The following is an 18,776-nucleotide window of genomic DNA, read 5'->3' as shown; positions in this document are numbered from 1 at the left end:
AGGTTATCTGAACACTCCGCCGAACGGTCCACCCGCCTGGGGCGGCGGCGGTGGTGGCGGCACCTGCTGGGTCTGATTCTGCTGCGGCGGCGATGGCGGCCTGGGCGCCGCCTGCCGCTGCTGCGGCGGACGCTTTTGCGCAGGCTGCGGCGCCGCGGCCGGCTTCTGATCCGGCGCGGCGGCGCTGACGACCGTGGTCTGCGGCTCTTTGCAGTCAACCAGCCAGATGTCGTAGATCGGGTGCTCGACGCCGTGCAGACCGGGGCTGGCCGCGAACATCCAGCCCGAGAAGATGCGCTTCACCTCGCCCTGCAAGGTGATCTCGTCGACCTGCACGAACGCGTCGGTGTTGGCGGCCTCGGTGGCTGGCCTCGTGTAGCAGGCATCGGTTTTTACCCGGAGCGCCCCGAACTGCACGGTCTCGCCGATATCCTCGTCGAAATTGATGATGCGGCCGGTGATCTTGTCGAGCCCGGAGAAGCTCGCCTTCTTGTTGACGATCTTCTGCGCCGGCGGTTCGGTCACGACCTCGTCGCCCGGCTGGATGGTGGCCGGGGTCTGCGGTACCGCGCCGTTCGGCGGGATCGCTGCATTCTGGGGTGCGCCGCGTGGCGGTGCCTGCCGCTGACCAGGCGCAGCCCCCGGCTGGCCGGGTGGCGGCACGGCCGCAACCGGAGGATTGTTCTGTGGCAGGATCGTCGTTCCCGGCGGCGGCGCCAGCGGCTGGGATTGGACCGGACCCGGCAGGGCGGCGCCCTGCCCTGGCGGCGGACGGGTTGGCGCCGGCAGCACCCGGCCCTGCGGCAGCTCCGGGATCTCCTCCTCTTCCTCGGGAGGCGGAATCGGCTCGCCACGGCGCGGAATGTTGCCCGGCGGGCGCGGAACGGGATCGGAGAAAATGGTACCGATCTGCGCGCGCGCCGGCACGGACAGCGTGAGGGATGTGGCGGCCAGCAATGCCGCGATACCGGTCAGGACGATTGTTCGGTGCATCTCGCGCGGCTTTATCAGGCGAATCGGGGTTCGGGACAATCAAATCGCGTCATGACCCATCCGCCGCTCTCGATCAGCCCTCCCGTTAACATGTCGAATACGGCGGGGGAAGGGCGAGCTGCCAGCACTCCGCGTGCTGGTCAGCCGGTTCTTCCAATGAGATAGTCGTGATCAAGAGCCGGATCGGAACCGGCGCCAAAGGGAAGGAAATCGATGTCTGATTCGATCCGTCTCGACGGCCGAGTGGCCGTCGTTACCGGCGCGGCCGGCGTCATCGGCGCCGCGACCATGCGGCTGCTGGCCGCGCGCGGGGCCCGCATCGTCGCCGTGGACCGGCGCGAGGCCGATCTCGCCGCCGCGACGGCCGCCCTGCCGGCGAGCGCCGAGGCGCTCGCCGTGGCCGCCGACGTCACCGACGAGGACCAGGTCGCGGCTTATGTGCGACAAGCGTGCGATCGGTTCGGCACCATCGACGTGTTCTTCAACAATGCCGGCATCGAAGGCGAGATCAAGCCGATCACCGCATATCCGCTGGAGGCGTTCCGTCGCGTGCTCGACGTCAACGTCGTCGGCGTCTTCCTCGGCCTCAAGCACGTGCTGCCGGTGATGCTGAAGCAGAACCGCGGCTCGATCATCAACACCGCCTCGATCGCAGGCCTGATCGGCTCGCCGCAGATCGCCGTCTACAGCGCCAGCAAGCACGCGGTCATCGGCCTGACCAAGAGCGCGTCCTGGGAGTGCACCGGCACCAATGTCCGTGTGAACTGCATCTGCCCCGGGCTGATCGAGAGCCGCATGCTGAGCGCGATCATCGAAGGGCGCAGCGGCGCCGCGGTTCCGGCCGACAAGGTGGTCGATCGCGTCCCCGCGCGCCGGCTCGGCCAGGGCGCGGAGGTCGCCTCGATCGTCGCCTTCCTCGCCTCCGACGATGCCAGCTACGTCTCCGGCGCGGCCTACACCGTCGATGGCGGCCGCACCGCCGCCTGACGTCCCTTCAACTTGACCGTCTTTCAACCCGACAGGTTTTTGCAATGCCCGTGCAACTCGATGCCGATGCCGCTGCCGTCTACAAAGCATTTCAGGAGGCCGGTCGGCCGGCCTATGAGACGCTGACACCACAGGAGGCGCGGGACTACTACCTGGCCGCGCGCGTCGTGAGCAATCCCGAGCCGCCCGAGCTTGCGGACGTCAAGGACCTCGCCATCCCTGCCCCGCATGGCACAATCCCGGCACGGCTCTATCGACCAAGGACGGTGCGGCAGACCAACGGTCTTGCACCAGGATTGGTGTTCTATCACGGCGGCGGCTGGGTGATCGGCAATCTGGAGTCGCATGACGTGGTCTGCCGCGCGCTGGCGCACGAAGGCGAACTGATCGTGATCTCGGTCGACTACCGCCTCGCGCCCGAGCACAAGTTTCCGGCCGCGGTCGACGACGCCGCCGCGGCCATACGATGGATCGCCGACAATGCTGCCGCGCTCGGCATCGATGCCGCCAGGCTCAGCGTCGGCGGCGATTCCGCCGGCGGCAATCTCGCCGCCGTCGTCGCGCTCTTGGCGCGTGACGGCAAGGGCCCGAAGCTCTCAGGCCAGGTGCTGATCTATCCGGCCACCGACTTTTCGATGAGCCATCCCTCGCACAGCGAGCCCGAGACCAGCGTGCTGCTGACGCATTCGGTGATCCGCTGGTTTCGCGACCATTATCTCAACAGTGCCGCCGACATCCACGATTGGCGGGCCTCCCCGGCGAAGGCGGAAACCCTAGCCGGGCTACCGCCCGCCTATGTGCTCACGGCCGGCGCCGATCCGCTGCGCGACGAGGGCGACGACTACGCGCGCCGCTTGCGCGAGGCCGGCGTGCCGGTGACGCATCGCAACCATCCCGGCCAATTCCACGGCTTCTTCACGATGGGCAAGCTGCTCGACCAGGCCAATGTCGCCGCACGCGACATCGGCGCCTGGCTGAAGCAGCTCGACCGGCCCGGCGGCATCTGAGCGTTACCGCGCTGAGCTCAGAACGCACCGACCCGCGAGTTCGCGGGTCGTGCTCACATGCGGCCGAAGTCGTCGCGTGTGAGATCGGCTTGCTCGCGCTCGAGCAGCAGCTACATCCCGCGCAAGCCGGCCGGGACGACTGGACAGCTCACATTTCATTCCTCGCAGCAGGAGACTCCCACATGAAGACCGTGAACCTCGCCGACAAGCTGAGCCAATTCTCAGGCCATTGGGACCCGCACGTGGTCGCGGACTACAACGATAATGACGTGATGGTCGTGAAGTTCATGGGAGAATTCCCGTTCCACAAGCATGACACGACGGATGACTTCTTCCTGGTCCTGGAAGGCGAGATGGAGATGGACATTCAGGGGCAGCCGTCGCGGACGGTGAAGGCCGGCGAGTTGTTCGTCGTCCCCAAAGGGGTCGTCCACCGGCCGCGCGCGGCCAAGGAGGTCAAGGTGCTCCTGATCGAACCCAAGGGCGAACCGAACTCCGGCGACTCCGACCGGGTGCCCGCGCCCAAGCCGCGCATCTGACTCGCCGGAAGGCGTCAGACCTTCGGGCCTCGGCGAGCTTGAGATATCATTCAGAGCGGACAGGTGAGCAGGATAAACATGGAGCCAACTCTGGAGATTGCGCTGGCTTGGTTCAAGCCCGAAGAGTGGGAGGACATCAGGCGGATCTGCCCGGATCTGCACGACACTTATGAAGAATGGCTGGCCAGCGCTCAGGAGGTCATCGACACGATCGGCAGTCGCCCGGACGAGCGGATCGTGAAAGTGATCCTGACCGCGGCCGAGCTTCGGAAATGGGAACGTGCGACAGGCCGCAAAGTCGATGGCAGGGTTCGCTCACAGCTTGCCGCCAGGCGCGCGCGCAAGATCCGCAACGAGTCCCCACAGCCGGCTCCCGAGCCCCGTTCTGGCTCAGAAGGCAGTCGCTGACGCTTGTCGCTCAGTTCGCTCAGGCGGGCCACGGCAAGTTCTGAGGGCGCAACGGCCGCCCATGCAGCGAACGAAGCGGAGCATCGCCGAAATGTCCGCTGTTCTTGCGCTGCAACCGAGATAGTGTCCCGTCGCCCGCAAGGACGGCTTATGGCCGTCTGGCAGGCCCCTCATCCAATAGGATCGCCCCGATGTTCGACCGCTTGACCCGCCAGCCCGAGGATCCCCTGCTCGCTCTGATCGGCATCTTCAAGGCTGACCCGAGAGCCGACAAGGTCGATCTCGGCGTCGGCGTGTATCGCGACGAGGCCGGCCATTCGCCGATCTTCCGCGCTGTGAAAGCTGCGGAGCGCATCATCTGGGAGAGCCAGGACAGCAAGAGCTATGTGGCGCCGGAAGGCGACCAGCTCTTCCTCGACCTGTTGTGGTCGCTCGTCGGCGGCCCCGCGCCCTCGGTCCATGCCGCAGGCGTGCAGACCCCGGGCGGCTCGGGTGCGCTCCGCCTCGCCGCCGATTTGATCCGCCAGGCCGGCACCGGCAAGATCTGGCTCGGACTGCCGAGCTGGCCCAACCACGCCGGCATCTTCGCCGCGGCGGGGCTCGAGGTCGAGACCTATCCCTACTTCGACGTTCCGTCGCAGACGCTGCAGCTCGACCGCATGCTGGAGGCGCTGCAGCGCGCCGCGCCCGGCGACGCCGTCCTGATCCACGCCTCCTGCCACAACCCGACCGGCGCCCCGCTCAGCACCGAGGACTTTGCGCGCATCACCGCCGTGATGGCCGCGCGTGGCCTCGTGCCGCTGATCGACTCCGCTTATCAGGGTTTTGGCGCCGGTCTCGAGGGCGATGCCGCCGGCCTGCGGGCAATGGTCGCGGCCGTGCCCGAGGCGCTGCTGGCGGTGTCCTGCTCGAAGTCCTTCGGACTCTACCGCGAGCGGACCGGCGCGCTCTACGCCGTCGCCTCGGCACAGGCCGCAGCCGAGACCGCGCGCTCCAATCTCGTCTCCATCGCCCGCACCAGCTATTCGATGCCGCCCGACCATGGCTCGGCGATCGTCAAGACGATTCTCGACACGCCGGACCTCTATGCCGACTGGAGCAGCGAGCTCGAGACGATGCGCCAGCGCCTCGCCGCGCTGCGCCGCTCTTTTGCCGAGGCGCTCGGCGGGCGCTGGTCCAACACGATCGCGATCGGCGTCCAGGAAGGCATGTTCTCGCTGCTGCCGGTGACGCCGGCCGAGGTCATGACTTTGCGCGAAAAGCACGGCGTGTACATGCCGACCTCGGGCCGCATCAACATTGCAGGCCTGAAGCTCGCCGACGTCGCGCGCGTTGCCGGCCTGTTCAAGTCGCTTTGAAACATCGCCTGCAAGGATCAAGGCCGTGACAGAGATCGTCGCTCAGGAGCGGCACAAGCTCTACGAGGACGCGATGGCGCTGACGCTGGGCACGCTGTTCGTGTCGCTCGGCATGCTGATCTACAGCAAGACGGTGCTGCTGGTCGGCAGCACCGCCGGTCTGTCGCTGCTGTTGAGCTACATCAGCGGCTATGGTTTCGGCGTCAGCTTCTTCCTGATCAATCTGCCGTTCTATGCGTTGGCCGTCCGGCGCATGGGCTGGCCGTTCACGATCCGCACCTTTGTCGCGGTCGGGCTCGTCGCCCTGTTCTCACGGCTGACGACGTCATGGATCGACATCAGCCATATCGATCCGATCTATGCCACCGTAATCGGCGCCGGCCTGACCGGGACCGGCCTGTTGATGCTGTTCCGGCATCGCACCGGGCTTGGCGGGATCAACATTCTGGCGCTGTATCTGCAGGAGCACTGGAAGATCCGCGCCGGCTATTTCCAGCTCGCCGTCGATTTCCTCATCATGATCGCCGCGTTCTTCGTCATCCCCGTGAACCGGCTGGCGCTGTCGATCCTCGGCATCGTGATCGTCAACGTCATCATCGCGATCAACCACAAGCCGGGGCGCTATATGGCGCTGAGCTGAACGGCCCAGCTCCAAGCGCAAGGTCGATCTGCGCTCGGATAGCCCCACCGTGACACGCGCCGGATGCCGCACGAGTGCGCTGCACCTTGCCAGACGGCGCATTCCGTGGGATGAAAGCTCTGGTATGCCAGCAACCGAGGCAATGGGTTACCGCATCCGTCCGCTCTTCCGGACGCCTGACGGACTCGTCGGTACGGCTGGATCGCCAACAAGAAACGCGAACGCAAAATCTCGAACCGATCTCTGGGGACGACCAAGGTATGGCACGCAACATTCTGATTCTCGGGGCCTCCTACGGCTCCCTCCTCGGCACCAAGCTGCTGATGGCTGGCCACAACGTGACGCTGGTCTGCCGCAAGAAGACGGCCGAGCTGATCAACCGCGACGGCACGGAAGTCCGCATCAAGCTGCGCGACGAGCCGGCGCATCGCTCGATCTTCTCGCGCGACCTGCCGGGCAAGCTCGACGCGGCCACGCCCGATAGCGTCGACCTGTCGCGCTACGACCTGGTCGGTCTTGCAATGCAGGAGCCGCAGTACACCAACCACACCATTCGCGTGCTGATGGTGAAGATCGCCGAGGCCAAGCTGCCGTGCCTCTCGATCATGAACATGCCGCCGCTGCCCTATCTCAAGCGCATCCCGGCGCTCGCCAACGTCGACCTCGACGAGGCCTACACCAATCCCGCGGTGTGGGAACGCTTCACGCCCGGGCTGGTCACGCTGTGCTCGCCGGATCCGCAGGCCTTCCGTCCGCCGGAGGAAGCCGCCAACGTGCTGCATGTCGGCCTGCCGACCAACTTCAAGGCCGCCGCGTTCGAGGACGAGACGCACAACGCGTTGCTCCGCGAGCTGGAGCGCGACATCGACGCGGTCAGGCTCGACGGCCAGGACGTGCCCGTGAAGCTGAAGGTGTTCGACTCGCTGTTCGTGCCGCTGGCGAAGTGGTCGATGCTGCTCACCGGCAACTACCGCTGCATCACCCGCGGTGAACCGCAGGCGATCCGCGATGCCGTGCATAGCAATCTCGCCCAGTCGAAATCGATCTACGAGCATGTCGATGCCATCGCCCGCAAGCTCGGCGCCGATCCGAGCGACCAGGTGCCGTTCGAGAAATACGCCAAGGCGGCCGAGAGCCTGCTCAAGCCGTCGTCGGCCGCGCGCGCCGTCGCCGCGGGCGCGCCGTTCATCGAACGCGTCGACCTTCTGGTGAAGCTGATCTCGCAGCAGCTCGGCATGCCCAACCCCGACATCGAGCAGACGGTGCAGACGGTCGACTTCAAGCTCAACGAGAAGATCGTGGTCGGCGGCTCCAGCGCGCAGTGATGCGCAGGCGCCGACATCGTCCGTAACCAGATGTGACTTTGCATGAACGCGCGGCCGACGCATGGTTCGCGCGTTCATTGATTCCCATCGTTCGGAATGAAGATGCCGTCCTTCGGGCCTCTCGCTTTTCCTCTGCAGGCCCTGAGCTGGCTCGGCAATCAGGGCACCCGCGCCATCGTCGCGGTTCTGCTGGCGGCAATCGCCGTGCCGCCGCTGGGCGAGCTGGCGCGGCCCTACGTCACACAGGCGATCTTCCTGCTGCTCTGCATCTCCTTCATGCGCGTCGACGTCGCGATGCTAACAGCGCATCTGCGCCGCCCGCTGCTGGTGGTGGCCGCGACCGCATGGACCACGATCGCCGTGCCGACGCTGGTCGGCACGATTGGACGCATCGCCGGCGTCGATGCCACCGCGCCCGACCTGTATCTCGCGCTGATGCTGCAGGGGACGGCCTCGCCGATGATGGCCTCGCCCGCACTCGCCGCGCTGATGGGGCTCGACGCGACGCTGGTTCTCATCACGCTGGTGACCTCGACCGCGCTGGTGCCGCTGACGGCGCCGCTGTTCGCCTATGTGTTTTTGGGTGAGACATTGTCACTGTCTCCGGCCGCGCTCGGGCTGAAGCTCGCCGCCATCCTTGCGGGCGCCCTGGCGGCGGCCGCCGCGATCCGCCTTGCCCTCGGCATCGCGACGATCCGCCGCCACCGCGCGCCGATCGACGGCGTCAACGTCCTCATCCTGTTCGTGTTCGCGTCCGCCATCATGGCCCATTTCCTGGCCGACCTGGCCGCCAGCCCGTTCCGCATGCTGGGACTGGCGCTGCTCGCCTTCACCGTGTTCTTCCTGTTGCTTGGTACCACGATGCTGCTGTTTCGCGGCGCGGGGCGCGAACGCGCGATGGCGCTCGGCATGATGGTGTCGCTACGCAACATGGGGCTGATGCTCGCGGCGACCGAGGGCGCGATCCCCGGCACCACCTGGCTGTATTTCGCGATGAGCCAGTTCCCGATCCACCTTGCGCCGCAACTGTTGCGCCCGCTCGCCGAGCGCCTGCGTCCAAGGCCGCTTCCATCGGGCGGGACCGATCACGGCTTGATCAATCCTGCATCGGAATGAGGCAGAGCAGCAACGGCATGCGGCCGTTCCGGCATGACACGACGGCGAGCCGCTTACTATCAAGGCCGACATGGTTGTTGCTGGCGTGCAAGGCCGGCGCTACGCTCCGTGCCTGTTGGTGCAGGAGGATTATGTGACCACGTCAGACGATCAGAAAATTTCCGAAGACCGCCGCGATGCGCTGCGCTACGCGCTCGCCATCGGCTCCGGTGCCGCGCTTGCGTCCGCCATGACGACGACGCCCGCCTCGGCGCAAGCGGCCGACAACACGCTCGACCGCGTCCGCGCCAACAAGGTGCTGCGCATCGCCGTGCTGCCGGGCGAGCTGCCCTATTTCAACAAGGATCTTGCCACCGGCACCTGGTCGGGCTTCTCGATCGAGATGGCCAACGACATCGCCAAGCTGCTCGACGTGAAGCTCGAATATGTCGAGTCGACCTACGGCAATTCGGTGCTCGACCTGCAGGCCGGCAAGATCGATCTCGGCTTCGCCCTCAACCCGACGCCGCAGCGCGCGCTGGTCATCGACTTCTGCGGCACGGTGTTCCCGCATCCGTTCGGCGCCATGCTGAAGAAGGGCATGGAAGCGAAGACCTGGGCCGACATCAACAAGCCGGAAGTGAAGATCGCCGTCGACGTCGGCTCGGCCAACGAGGCGGTGGCGCGGCGCTTTGCTCCCAACGCCACGATCAAGTCGCTCAAGTCGCGCGACGAAGTGATGCTGGAGATGGCCTCGGGCCGCGTCGACGTCGTCGTCAACGCACTGATCCTGGGCCTCACCGCAATCGCCAAGAACCCCAATCTCGGCTCCTACAAGATCCTGCAGTCGCCCTCGGTCGCGATCCCCTCCAGCATGGGCGTGCGCCGCGAGGCCGACAAGCGCTGGCGCGACTTCCTCGCGGTGTGGATCGACTACAACCGCGGCATCGGCCAGATGCGCGAATGGTTCGTCAAGGGCCTGGGGCTGGCCGGCGTCAAGGCTGAGGACGTACCGGTCGAGGTGAACATCTAAGCGAAGCCACGCTCTCTCCTAGCGTCATTGCGAGGAGCGCAGCGACGAAGCAATTCAGGACCGTTCGTGCCGCCCTGGATTGCTTCGCTTCGCTCGCAATGACGGAGGCATTCGATGATGTATCGCCTCACGCCTTGTCGTACGTCATGCCGCGCTCGAAGCGGCGGCCCAGGAGCGTCGCCGGAAACAGGATCGCGAAATAGATCAGCGCGATGATGGTGTAGACCTCGAGCGGCCGATAGGTGTCGGCGTTGATCAGCGTCGCGTTGTAGACGAGATCGGGCACTGCGATCACCGACACCAGCGAGGTGTTCTTCAACTGCGTCACCGACTGGTTGACGTAGGGCGCCAGCATCGGCTTCAAGGCCTGTGGCAGGATCACGAGCCGCATCATCCGCCACGGACGCAGGCCGAGCGCGCGCGCCGCATCCCATTGCCCGCGCGGTACGCTCTCGATGCTGCCGCGCACGATCTCGGCATAGAACGCCCCCGCGTAGAGCGACAGCACGGTGACCGCGGCGACATGCGCCGGAATGTTGACGCCGATCACCACCGGGAACGCGTAGTAGAACCAGATGATCTGCACCAGCAGCGGGGTGCAGCGGAACAGCTCGATATAGCCGATCAGCAGCCAGTCGATCACGACCGGACGGCGCAGCCTGACGATGCCGACGACGAGCCCGATCACCGAGCCGAGCAGGATGGTGCCGAGCGTGTACGCCATGGTCCAGCCGAGCCCCAGCCAGAACAGATGGCTGTACTTGGCGAGGATGGCGAAATCCCAGGTATAGTTCATCGCAGCTCCGGCGTGACGCGGTCGCGGCCCCTCACAGATACCGGCTCGGAGCAAAGGCGGAGACGTCGAACGACGGCGTCTCGCCCGTGATCATCGCGGCAATCGCCGCGCCCGTGGCCGGCCCCGTGGTGAAGCCGATATGCTGATTGCCGAATGCAAGCCACAGGCCGGAATGGCGCGGCGCCGGCCCGATCATCGGCAGCGAATCCGGCAAGGTCGGCCGCGCGCCGCGCCATGGCTGGGCCACGGCCTCGCCGAACTCGACCACGCCGCGCGCCAGCGGGACCACCTGCTCGAGCTGGGCGAAATTCGACGGCGCATCGCGATCGGTCAGCTCGACGCCGGAGGTGACGCGCACGCCGTTCTCCATCGGCGTCATCAGGAAGCTGCCCTCGGCGTCGTGGATCGGACGGTGCAGCATGCGCTCCGGATTGGGCGTGAACTCCTGGTGATAGCCGCGCTCGAACGCCATCGGCACCCGGTAGCCGAGCGACCTGAGAATGTCCGGCGACCAGGGACCGAGCGCAACCACGACATGACGGGCGTGAATCTCGCCGTCGCCGAGCACGACACGCCAGCCGTCCCCGTCGGACAGCACCGCCCTGATCTCGGACTGCCGCAGCACGCCGCCCGCGCCCTCGAACATCCGCGCATAGGCTTTCGTCACATTGCCGGGCGAGTCGACCGACGCGGTCTGGCTATGCAGCAGTCCCACTTTGTAGACCGGCAGCATATTAGGCTCGAGCGCGGAAATGCCCTGGCGGTCGAGCAGCTCGCTCTTGATGCCGTATTCGGCCAGGAGAGCCTGCTCCGCCTTGGCCGCTCCGACAGCGTCGCTGCGCCACGCCTTGAGCCAGCCGGTCTCGCGGATCCGCTGCGGCTCGCCGGCGCGAACGATCCAGTCGCGATGCAGTTTCAGCGACGCGCCGATCAGGCCATGCAGCGCGGTGGCGCGCGGCTTGACGCGGGACTCCACGGCATTGGCGAGAAAGCGCAGCACCCATTCGACATTGCGCAGCGTCCATGCCGGATCCCAGCGCAGCGCCGCGCTCTTGTTGCCGAGATAGGACGGCAGGGCCTTGAACAGCGAGGGCTTGTTGAGCGGAAGGATCGAACCGGAGGAGAGAATGCCGGCATTGCCGTACGATGTCTCGTCGCCCGGCGCCTTGCGGTCGACCAGCACCACCGAGAGCCCGCGCTCCCGGATGGCGTAGGCGGAGGAGACGCCGACGATCCCCGCTCCCAGCACGACCACGTCGGCTGTCTGCTGCATACGCTCCATCGTCTCTCGATCCATCTGCTGCTTACATCAGGGTCAGGCCGCCATCGACCGGCAGCACCGCGCCGGTGACGTGGCCGGCGTCTTTCGACAGCAGGAAGGTCACGGCCGCGGCGATGTCGTCGGGCTCGGCGAGGCGCTGCTGCGGATTGGCCGCCGCCGCCGTCTGCCACGCGGCCGGATCGAGCGAGCCGAGCCGTCCCGCATCCTTGCGCGTATAGCCGGGCACGACGACATTCGCGGTGCCGCCGCACGCAGCCAGCTCGATGGCGAGGCATTTCACCAGCGCCTCCAGCGCCGCCTTGGCGGCGGCCGAGGCCGGGAAGGTGCCGCCCGGCACGAAGCGGTGCGCGACGAAGCTGGAGATCGCGACCACGCGCGCATGGGTGCTCTGCACGAGGTCAGGGAGCGCGGCGCTGGCGAGCTCATGAAATGCCGCGGGCATCACTGCGAGTGAGCGGTCGAGCCCGTCGCGCGGCAGATCGCGAAAGCTGCGGCGGTCGGCAAAGCCGGCAGCATGCACCACCGCGTCGATCCGGCCGAACCGCGTTCGTGCCGCAGCCGCCAGCTCGGTGGCAACGCCCTGCCTGGCCAGATCGCCGCAATGAAACTCGGCTTCGGCGCCGGCCTCCCGGCACGCCGCGGCGACGTCCCGCAGACGCGCGAGACCTGCTTCGTCAGCCCCCTGCCCGTGCAGCATCAAGGCCTGCCCCGGTGCGGCCACGCGGCGCGCCACCGCAGCGCCGATGCCGGCCCCGCTGCCGGTGATGATGGTGACACGCATCGCGCCTCGTCTACCCCTCGGTTTCGCGGGGCGGACTATAGGTCTCACACCTGCCGATGCCAACACGCGGACGGACATGCGCCGATGTCCGTCGCGCGGGACTTCTTGCGCCTCAGACGTTCAGAACGTCCAGGTCGAACGGCTGAGTTCGCCGCTCAGCACTTGGCGCCGACTTTGCACTTGTTGGTCGACTGTGAAATCGTGCCGCCCTTGCCGCTGCAGGTGGCGGCATAGGCATTCACGCAGGCGACCTTCGCGGATGTGCAGCCCGCATGATCGTTCTTCACGCAGATCGTCTCGCTATAGGTCTCGATCGTGCTGCCGCCTTTCTTGCAGACGCACATTCCGGTGACTTCGGCTTTTGCCGCAAAAGCGCTGTCGACACTGCCGACCGCGGCAGCAGCAAACAAAATCAGGGACAGAAATACGCGCATCGTATCCTCCATGGACAAAGTGGCAATGCGCGTACTATGCGCGCTTCGCGCATGTCACACAACTTTAAATTGTCTCAACTGCCATCGAGGATCGTCGCCCGCGGCTGCTCGTCCACTGATCCAGGTCAGGCGGTGAGGCGTGCCGCGCGCCGCAGGGCCTGCGGCGGCTGGCCGAAGGCGCGAATGAAGGCGCGGCGCATCCGCTCAGGATCGCGAAAGCCGGTCGCCTCGGCCACCAGCTCGATCGGCTGATGCGAAGCCTGCACGCGATCGCGCGCCACCTCCAGCCTGAGACGCTCGATCGCCTTCGACGGCGTCGTGCCGGTCTCGGCCACGAAGGCGCGGGTGAAATGCCGCGTGCTCATGCCGGCACGCTCGGCAAGGTCGTCGACCGTCAGCGGCGCATCGAGATGCTCCCGCGCCCAGGTCAGGAGCTCGGCGAAGCGGCCGCTCGGCGCCTTCAGCTCCAGCAGCGAGGAGAACTGCGACTGCCCGCCGCTGCGGCGATGATACAGCACGAGCTGACGTGCGGTCTTCTGCGCGATCTCCTCGCCGTGATCGTCGGCGACCATGGCGAGTGCGAGATCGATGCCGGCAGTGATCCCAGCCGAGCTCCAGACATTGCCGTCGCGGACATAGATGCTGTCAGGCTCGAGCTTCACTTGGGGGTAGGCTCGCAGGAACTGCCGCGTGCGCTGCCAATGCGTGGTCGCGCGCCGCCCGTCCAGCAGGCCCGCTTCGGCCAGCACGAAGGCGCCGGAACAGATGCTGGCAAGCCGGGTGCCCCGCTGCGCGACCTTACGAACGAAGTTCAGCGTGCATGCGTTGCGGCTCGCAGCTTCCACGCCCTCGCCGCCGGCGATCAGCAGCGTGGTCAGCGCCGACACCGGACCGAATTTCCGCGCCAGCATTTCGGCCCCTGACGACGACCGCACGGGTCCGGGCGTGGCGGCGACGACCCTGATCGATGGCGCGGCGCGCGCATAACGCGAAGCGATCTCGAACACCGAGATCGGTCCGGCGGCGTCGAGCAACTGAAAATCGGGGTAGATGAGCACGCCGATCATGGTGGATGACTCCGTGAGCCCAAGTCCGTGAGCCCAAGTGCGAAATCCCAAGCCCGTCCGGAAACGAGGGAACTTTGGCATATGCGCCATCCAGCGGACCATGCAGAATGCCCGCCGTCAAGCACCACACCTGCGAGCACCGCCATGGCCCAACCGCTCTCGATCGCTCTCGTCCTGTTTCCACATCTGACCCAGCTCGATCTCACCGGTCCGGTGCAGGTGTTCTCCAGCGTGCCGGGGGCGACACTGCATCTGGCGTGGAAGAGGATCGAGCCGATTCCGACCGACTCGGTCCTCACACTGATGCCGACCACCACCTTCGCTGACTGTCCGCAGGCGGACGTGATCTGCATTCCCGGCGGCTTCGGCGTCGACGCCATCCTCGATGACGCCGAGGTCATCGGCTTCATCCGCCGCCAAGCCGAACGAGCCAGGTACGTCACCTCGGTGTGCACGGGCTCGCTCGCGCTCGGCGCCGCCGGCCTGCTGGATGGCTATCGCGCAGCGACCCATTGGAGCGCGCGCGAGTGCCTGCCGCTGTTCGGGGCCACCGTCAGCACCGAGCGCGTCTGCATCGACCGCAACCGGATCACCGGCGGCGGCGTCACGGCCGGCATCGACTTCGCGCTGACCCTGGTGGCGCAGTTGGTCGATCGTCAGACAGCGGAGGCAATCCAGCTCAGACTCGAATACAATCCGGCGCCCCCTTTCACCGCTGGATCCCCCGACACGGCGCCGCCCGAGGTGGTGTCACGGATGCTGGAGCGGATCGCACCGTTCCGGAAGCGGCGGATCGAGGCGGCGGAGCATGCGGCGGCCGCCCTCAAGACCAACCCGGCGTAGCGCAGGCTTGGCAGGCTCCCGACAGTAAAGAGGCCGCCCGGAGCTCGGGGCGGCCTTTTCCGATCGGGTCATCTCGAGCGAAATCGAATCAGCCGCCAGGAGTCCAGGGCTGATAATCACCGGTGGCCTTTGGCCTGCGACCGCTGCCCAAGGTCGAGCCGGCCGGGCGATACGCCAGCGCAGTCCCCGTCAGGTTCGGCTCATGCGGCTTTTCCCACTCGCGCGGCTTGTAGCCCTCCTGAGTCGGCGGCACGTCGACCATATGATGCATCCAGCCGTGCCATTCGGGCGGAATACGGCTGGCTTCGGCCAGGCCGTTATAGATCACCCAGCGCCGCTCGAAATGCAGCACCGGGTCGATCTTGCCGCCGGCAGTCCGATAATAGCGGTTGCCCTGTGCATCCTGCCCCACGAGCTCGCCGAAGCGCCAGGTCCACAATTGCGTGCCGAAAGTCTGGCCGTTCCACCACGTGAAGAGCTTTAGAAAGAACTGTTTCATGGGCTTGGGGCCGGTTCTGTGAAGGTCCCGGTTCTGATGCCACCCCGCCCGCATCTTGTCCAGTGTTGCACCGCCTCCGCCCGCGACGATGTATCGGTTCGCGGCGGGGAACGACATCCGCGGCCTGCGGTTAGGTCACTTTCCCCCCTGATGGAGCGATAGCGATGACCAGACTGAAGAGATGGAGCACTGCGGCGGCAGTGGCGCTGATTCTGCCGCTGGCGGCAGCGACGACGAGCTTTGCCCAGGGTCCCGGCGGCGGCGGTCGTGGTCCGGGCGGCGGTGGTGGTGCCGCCGTCGGCGGGGGCGGTGGCGCGGCCATCGGTGGTGGCGGCGGCGGAGCGATCGGCGGCGGCGGACGCGGCGGCTTTGCGGCGGGCCCGGGTGGCGCCGGGATGAGCGGCGGCAGCTTCGCCGGACGCGCAGCCGTTGGCGGCGCAGCGCTGGCGGGTCGCGGTCCGGCGGCCGGCGCCAACGTCGCCGTCAACACGGGTGGCGGCCGCGGCAACTGGAGCGGCGGCAATTGGAGTGGCGGCGGCTGGCAGGGCGGTCACCGTGGCGGCTGGCATCACCGCGGCGGCGGCTTCTGGCCGGGTGTCGGCGTTGGCGTCGGGATCGGATTGGGCAGCAGCTATGCCTACTACAACGATCCGTATTATTACGGGCCCGACTATTACTCCGACTACTCGTACTATGACGACTCCGCGCCTGTCGCCATCGTTGGAACCGAAGGCGTCGACCCGAGCTACTGCGCACGCAGGTACCGCTCGTATGATCCGGCTTCGGGAACCTATCTCGGCTATGATGGCTTTCGCCATCCATGTCCGTAAGAGTCTGACATAGTAGCTGCGACAACAGAGGGCGGCGAGCCTATGCTCGCCGCCTTTTTCGTGCCGTATTGTTGTTTGTTCTGTGTCTAATGCGCCACGTTGCAGGCTGATTTTCGCCCATATTTCAAAATGTGCCTCGCGACGTGCAGATGATCGGCCCGTTTCGGTCCAATATCGTTTGAGCATGTGATTCTGCCCGTTCGGCCGCTTCGCAGGCTTGGTTGATATCAGTTGATGGACACATGGATTTTCGCGGAACTCGCGCAATGCAAACGCCGCGGGTGAGTGGCTTGGGCCTGCCGCCCGCGAACGCGCCAAGAACTTCGAACAAGGAGGCGCGCCTTGCCGACATATCTTCACTGCTTGGACGCAGCTGCATCGAAACTCGGATGCATATGGCTGGCCGCGCTGATCCCCGGCCCCGCTGGCGGACGTGTCGATGATTGAGAAACGCAGATGACCTATCAGCGTCTCGCATTGGGGCTCGGTCTCGGAACGCTGCTGGCGATCGGCGCCGCGTCCACGGCGCTCGACATCAAGTCGCGCCACGACGCGGCCTGGGTGAATTCATCGCTCGACATCCTGCAGAAGACCTCCGATCTGCGTCTGCTGCTACGCGAAGCGGAAGCGACCTCTCGCGGCTACGCACTCGTCGGTGACGATCAATTCAGGACGGAGTTTGCCGATGTCAGCACGAGAATTCCGGTCGCCATGGCCGAGCTGCGGCGCGCTGTGGCCGACAATCCCGAACCGCTGAAGCTTCTGACCGAGACCGAAGCCCTGATTGTCCGCAGGGTCGAGCTCGCTGCGGAGTTGATCCGGTTGCACGCCGCCTCGGATCGTGCGGGGCTCGAAGCCCTCAGAAGCCGCGCCGAAGGGCCGGCGACCATGAGCGAGATCACGGCCCATCTCGACCGTTTCGTTGCCGATCAGCGCAAGCTGCTGACGCAGCGTTCGATGACGTCGAAATCCACCGGATCGCTGCTGCTCACGATCGACCTGTGCGGTCTCGCGCTGCTGCTGATCATCGCCTTCTACCTCATCCGGCGGACCTATCTCCACGATCGTGCGCTGCGCGCGTCGCTAGTCCGCTCCGAAGCCGAGGCCAACTCGCTGGCGGAAAAGGCCGAGCAACAGCATCTCGACCTGATCGCCGCCCATGAGAAGCTGCGCCATTCCGCCGAGATCCTGCAGAACACGTTCAACAGCATGGCAGAGGGCGTGCTCGTCATCGATGCCACCGACACCGTGGTATTCTCGAACCCCGCGGTCGAACATCTGCTCGGCTACAGCCCGGAAAAGAATCTGACCGACGTCCGCGCGCGCCTCCGCGTCTACGAAAGCGACGGCGTGACGCCTGTCGCAGCACACGACCTGCCGACGCCGCGAGCGTTGCGGGGCGAGAGCTTCGACCGCCGCGAGCTGATCGTCTACCGGCCCGACCGGGACGAGACGCTGCGGCTGATGATCTCCGGCCGCCCGCTGCGCGACGCCGCGGGCGGCATTACCGGCGCGGCGATGGTCTATCACGACATCACCACGGCGCACGAGACCGAGCGGCTGCTGCAGCAGGCGCAGAAGCTGGATGCGATCGGCAAGCTCACCGGCGGCGTCGCACACGACTTCAACAACATGCTGACGATCATTACCGGCACCATCGAAACGCTGGCCGACGAGGTGAAGGACCGCCCCGCCGCCGCGGCGACCGCGGCGCTGATCGGACAGGCGGCAGACCGCTGCACCGAGCTGATCCGGCATCTGCTCGCCTTCGCCCGCAAGCAGCCGCTGCATCCGCGCGACAGCGACGTCAACAGCACGATTCTCGACATCGCAAAGCTGCTGCGTCCGACCCTCGGCGAGCAGATCGAGATCAACTCGATCCTCGAAGAGGAGACGCTGATCACGCACATCGATTCGGCGCAGCTCGCCAACTCGCTGGTCAACATGGCGATCAACGCCCGCGACGCGATGCCCAATGGCGGCAAGCTGCTGCTGGAATCGCGCAGGGTGGAGCTCGATGAGGCCTATGCCTCAGCCAACGCCGGCGTGACGCCCGGCCCCTATGTCATGGTCGCCGTCAGCGACACGGGTACTGGCATGTTGCCGGAGGTCCGCGACCGCGCCTTCGAACCCTTCTTCACGACGAAGGAAGCCGGCAAGGGCTCCGGCCTCGGCCTCAGCATGGTCTACGGCTTCGTCAAGCAATCCGGCGGCCACATCAAGATCTACAGCGAGGAAGGACGGGGCACCACGATCCGGCTCTACATCCCTGTGCCCAAGGGACAGGCTGCGAGCCCTGCTCGGCCCGAGCCCCCGCCGCCGCGCGGCGAGGAGACCATCTTCATCGTCGAGGACGATCCACTGGTGCAGGACTTCGTCGTCTCACAGTTGCAGAGCCTCGGCTACAAGACCATCACCGCATCGACCGGGGTCGAGGCGCTGGCCAAGATCGACTCCGGCCAAAGCTTCGATCTCCTGTTCACCGACGTCATCATGCCCGGCGGCGTCAACGGCAAGGAGCTCGCCGAGGAGGCGCTGCGGCAGCGGCCCGGCACCAAGGTGCTGTACACGTCCGGCTATACCGACAATGCGATGGTCGAGCACGGTCGCCTCGACCAGGCTGCGCTCCTGCTCACCAAGCCCTATCGCAAGTCGGAGCTCGCCAAGATGGTGCGGCTGGCGCTGGCAGGCCCCGTGGATGACGCCTTGGCCGATGATGCCTTGGCCGAGAACGCCTTTTCCGAGGACGCGCCGACGCGCGCTCACTTCTCCTGACTTGACCATCGCGCAGATCGGAACTGCGATCGTCACGGAGCTGGGCGCCACAAATTCCAATGGAAACCTACCCCATGCAATTGG

At 66.3% G+C, this 18,776-nt stretch carries 19 protein-coding genes; 12 read left to right on the top strand and 7 right to left on the bottom strand.

All coding sequences use genetic code 11. The annotated features are described in order from the left end of the window. Positions 1-3: 3 nt before the first annotated feature. A complete protein-coding gene (locus QX041_RS06885; protein ID WP_316164753.1) occupies positions 4-993 on the bottom strand; it encodes a DUF2155 domain-containing protein in 990 nt (329 codons plus the stop codon). A gap of 213 nt (positions 994-1,206) precedes the next feature. Here QX041_RS06885 and QX041_RS06880 point away from each other — a divergent pair, with 213 nt between their 5' ends. The 9 genes from QX041_RS06880 (at position 1,207) to QX041_RS06840 (ending at position 9,385) form a co-directional block, all read left to right on the top strand. After that, a complete protein-coding gene (locus QX041_RS06880) occupies positions 1,207-1,980 on the top strand; it encodes an SDR family oxidoreductase (RefSeq protein WP_315712210.1) in 774 nt (257 codons plus the stop codon). A 44-nt stretch (positions 1,981-2,024) separates the two neighbouring features. Continuing rightward, on the top strand, positions 2,025-2,987 hold the full coding sequence (locus QX041_RS06875; protein ID WP_316164752.1) for an alpha/beta hydrolase: 963 nt from the start codon (positions 2,025-2,027) through the stop codon (positions 2,985-2,987). 182 nt (positions 2,988-3,169) lie between these two features. Next, positions 3,170-3,526: a cupin domain-containing protein gene (locus QX041_RS06870; RefSeq protein WP_315712213.1), complete on the top strand. Its 357-nt coding sequence runs from the start codon at positions 3,170-3,172 to the stop codon at positions 3,524-3,526. A 78-nt stretch (positions 3,527-3,604) separates the two neighbouring features. Further along, positions 3,605-3,934, top strand: coding sequence for a hypothetical protein (locus QX041_RS06865; protein WP_316164751.1), 330 nt, complete (start codon positions 3,605-3,607; stop codon positions 3,932-3,934). 191 nt (positions 3,935-4,125) lie between these two features. Further along, entirely contained in the window at positions 4,126-5,292 is a 1,167-nt protein-coding gene (locus QX041_RS06860) for an amino acid aminotransferase (protein ID WP_315751705.1), read from the top strand. 25 nt (positions 5,293-5,317) lie between these two features. Beyond that, on the top strand, positions 5,318-5,932 hold the full coding sequence (locus QX041_RS06855; protein ID WP_315712219.1) for a YitT family protein: 615 nt from the start codon (positions 5,318-5,320) through the stop codon (positions 5,930-5,932). A 260-nt stretch (positions 5,933-6,192) separates the two neighbouring features. Next, on the top strand, positions 6,193-7,257 hold the full coding sequence (locus tag QX041_RS06850; protein ID WP_315712221.1) for a ketopantoate reductase family protein: 1,065 nt from the start codon (positions 6,193-6,195) through the stop codon (positions 7,255-7,257). A gap of 102 nt (positions 7,258-7,359) precedes the next feature. Beyond that, positions 7,360-8,373, top strand: coding sequence for a Na+-dependent transporter (locus QX041_RS06845; RefSeq protein WP_315712223.1), 1,014 nt, complete (start codon positions 7,360-7,362; stop codon positions 8,371-8,373). Between the two features lie 133 nt (positions 8,374-8,506). Beyond that, entirely contained in the window at positions 8,507-9,385 is an 879-nt protein-coding gene (locus QX041_RS06840) for a transporter substrate-binding domain-containing protein (RefSeq protein WP_315712225.1), read from the top strand. Between the two features lie 127 nt (positions 9,386-9,512). On the opposite strand, the gene QX041_RS06835 is transcribed toward QX041_RS06840, so the two are convergent. The 5 genes from QX041_RS06835 to QX041_RS06815 form a co-directional block, all read right to left on the bottom strand. After that, the gene (locus QX041_RS06835) at positions 9,513-10,181 is read right to left on the bottom strand and encodes an amino acid ABC transporter permease (RefSeq protein WP_315712227.1); all 669 of its coding nucleotides are present in this window, start codon (positions 10,179-10,181) and stop codon (positions 9,513-9,515) included. A gap of 31 nt (positions 10,182-10,212) precedes the next feature. After that, positions 10,213-11,463 carry an FAD-binding oxidoreductase gene (locus QX041_RS06830; RefSeq protein WP_316164750.1) on the bottom strand — a complete coding sequence of 417 codons (1,251 nt, stop codon included), beginning with the start codon at positions 11,461-11,463 and terminating at the stop codon, positions 10,213-10,215. A gap of 22 nt (positions 11,464-11,485) precedes the next feature. After that, positions 11,486-12,244, bottom strand: coding sequence for an SDR family NAD(P)-dependent oxidoreductase (locus QX041_RS06825; protein WP_315751710.1), 759 nt, complete (start codon positions 12,242-12,244; stop codon positions 11,486-11,488). A gap of 155 nt (positions 12,245-12,399) precedes the next feature. Beyond that, positions 12,400-12,678, bottom strand: a complete 279-nt coding sequence (locus tag QX041_RS06820; RefSeq protein ID WP_315712234.1) for a hypothetical protein — start codon at positions 12,676-12,678, stop codon at positions 12,400-12,402. Between the two features lie 125 nt (positions 12,679-12,803). Continuing rightward, entirely contained in the window at positions 12,804-13,745 is a 942-nt protein-coding gene (locus tag QX041_RS06815; protein WP_315712236.1) for a GlxA family transcriptional regulator, read from the bottom strand. Positions 13,746-13,889: 144 nt separating this feature from the next. Between QX041_RS06815 and QX041_RS06810 the strand changes: the two genes are divergently transcribed. Then, positions 13,890-14,588 carry a DJ-1/PfpI family protein gene (locus QX041_RS06810; RefSeq protein ID WP_316164749.1) on the top strand — a complete coding sequence of 233 codons (699 nt, stop codon included), beginning with the start codon at positions 13,890-13,892 and terminating at the stop codon, positions 14,586-14,588. A gap of 88 nt (positions 14,589-14,676) precedes the next feature. Here the strand turns inward: QX041_RS06810 and QX041_RS06805 are convergent, their stop codons facing one another. Continuing rightward, a complete protein-coding gene (locus QX041_RS06805) occupies positions 14,677-15,087 on the bottom strand; it encodes an NADH:ubiquinone oxidoreductase subunit NDUFA12 (RefSeq protein WP_315712239.1) in 411 nt (136 codons plus the stop codon). Positions 15,088-15,251: 164 nt separating this feature from the next. Between QX041_RS06805 and QX041_RS06800 the strand changes: the two genes are divergently transcribed. Together QX041_RS06800 and QX041_RS06795 are read left to right on the top strand one after the other, a co-directional pair. Then, positions 15,252-15,917: a BA14K family protein gene (locus QX041_RS06800; RefSeq protein ID WP_315826849.1), complete on the top strand. Its 666-nt coding sequence runs from the start codon at positions 15,252-15,254 to the stop codon at positions 15,915-15,917. Positions 15,918-16,373: 456 nt separating this feature from the next. Further along, a complete protein-coding gene (locus tag QX041_RS06795) occupies positions 16,374-18,692 on the top strand; it encodes a CHASE3 domain-containing protein (RefSeq protein WP_316164748.1) in 2,319 nt (772 codons plus the stop codon). Positions 18,693-18,776 lie beyond the last annotated feature (84 nt).

The sequence above is a fragment of the Bradyrhizobium sp. SZCCHNRI2009 genome (genome assembly GCF_032485115.1).
Classification (GTDB): domain Bacteria; phylum Pseudomonadota; class Alphaproteobacteria; order Rhizobiales; family Xanthobacteraceae; genus Bradyrhizobium.
The sequence above is the reverse complement of the archived record's forward strand: the minus strand, read 5'-3'. Positions and strand labels throughout refer to the sequence as shown.